At 45.2% G+C, this 1,341-nt stretch carries 3 protein-coding genes; 2 read left to right on the top strand and 1 reads right to left on the bottom strand.

Annotation, left to right across the window (positions count from 1 at the left end; genetic code table 11):
• Positions 1 to 227: hypothetical protein (locus EN906_RS37875; protein ID WP_206529259.1), on the top strand; the 227-nt coding region annotated here is incomplete at its 5' end.
• Positions 227 to 883, top strand: coding sequence for a thymidylate kinase (locus EN906_RS34290; protein WP_127270446.1), 657 nt, complete (start codon positions 227 to 229; stop codon positions 881 to 883). The genes EN906_RS37875 and EN906_RS34290, both read left to right, overlap by 1 nt.
• Before the next feature lie 3 nt (positions 884 to 886).
• On the opposite strand, the gene EN906_RS34285 is transcribed toward EN906_RS34290, so the two are convergent.
• Positions 887 to 1,341 (bottom strand): AAA family ATPase (locus EN906_RS34285; protein WP_164777615.1); only part of this gene is annotated, 455 nt, incomplete at its 5' end.

Here is a 1,341-nt window from a genome sequence, read left to right as displayed (position 1 = left end):
CTTTTTATACTGATAAAGTTTTGCCGGAAGGCTTGGAGTTTGAATTCGACCTCGTAAAGCTCGCAGTTCGGTTTGCTTTTGACGAGGCCGATGTTCTATTTTTTGAGCCAATGGTGCGGCGTCGGGAAATAATATTGAATCAGGCTACCAGATTTAAGATGTCAGAGTCTCAGTTTCGGTTTCTACTGTCGAATTCAAGAGTGTTGCAGAGGATCATATTCGTTTGATGGGCAAAATAGTAGCTATTGAGGGTGTTGATGGAGCAGGAAAATTTACAGTATCAAAGTCGTTAAAAGCCCTGATCGAGGATCGAGGGAAGACTGCTACCATTGTCTCTTTCCCGCGGTATTCTGAAACCATAGCAGGTCAGGCGCTAGGTAATTTCTTGTCGGGGAAAACATATATTCCTGAGGACCCGAAATCGATTGCCACGCTCTATGCGATGGATAGATTTGAGTCGAAATCCCTTATCGAAAGTATTAATTTAAAATCCGATTTTCTGATATTCGACAGGTATATTGCTTCAAATATGGCTTATCAGTCAGCAAAAGTCGACCTCGAATTCCAGGATCAAATGATAGAATGGGTCTTGAACCTAGAATTAAAAGTGTTCGGGCTTCCAGCTCCTAATCTCAACGCCTACCTGCGTATATCACCGAACGCGTCGGCGAAAAACGTCCTAAGAAAACCTAAGAGAGACTATACTGACCTTGATGCCGATAGGCATGAGGCGGATAGCTCCTTACTTACGAGGGTTCCGCTCGTGTATGAAAATCTAATTGCGAAATCGGTTTTAGGGGAGTGGTGCGCTGTTGATGTAGATTTTGACGGCAACCTTAGGAGACCTGAGGAGCTTGCCGCCGAGATTCTGACACAACTGTAATCGTCAGAGATTGGCTATCGACTGATATATCGCATTCGCCCTGTGCTCCTTTTCGAATGAAAGCCCAACGTATTGTACGTCAAGCATTTCGAGCGCCTCTAAGCTATGGTTTTCCATCTTTAAACGGTATGCTGGGTCAGCAACGCGTAGTGAGTCGACCTGAACAGGAATGCCGTGATCGACTGGACAAAAGAAGACTTTGCCATATGTGGAGCACCATTGTTTCAGCGCGGGGAATAGAGCGTCTAAGAATGGGCCCGGCTTTGATGCCTTTTCCATGGTATCTAGAAAATGCGAAAATATGTCTGGAATACCCCTGTCACAGATGGTGATTGCAGCTCCATCCTTACTGGCTTCGATCTCACTACAGATTTGCTGGCAGTATAACCACGATGTAGTCTCAAAATCCTGAGATTTGTTGAGCGCAAATGGTGCTTTTCGGGCGACTTCCTCGACAA

Source organism: Mesorhizobium sp. M7A.F.Ca.CA.004.06.1.1, from assembly GCF_003999135.1.
Taxonomy (GTDB): Bacteria; Pseudomonadota; Alphaproteobacteria; order Rhizobiales; family Rhizobiaceae; genus Mesorhizobium.
This window is presented reverse-complemented; position numbering and strand designations above follow the sequence as displayed.

Excerpts from the sequence above, each read along its gene's own strand:
- EN906_RS34290 (WP_127270446.1), top strand. The coding sequence starts at position 227 with ATGGGCAAAATAGTAGCTATTGAGGGTGTTGATGGAGCAGGAAAATTT.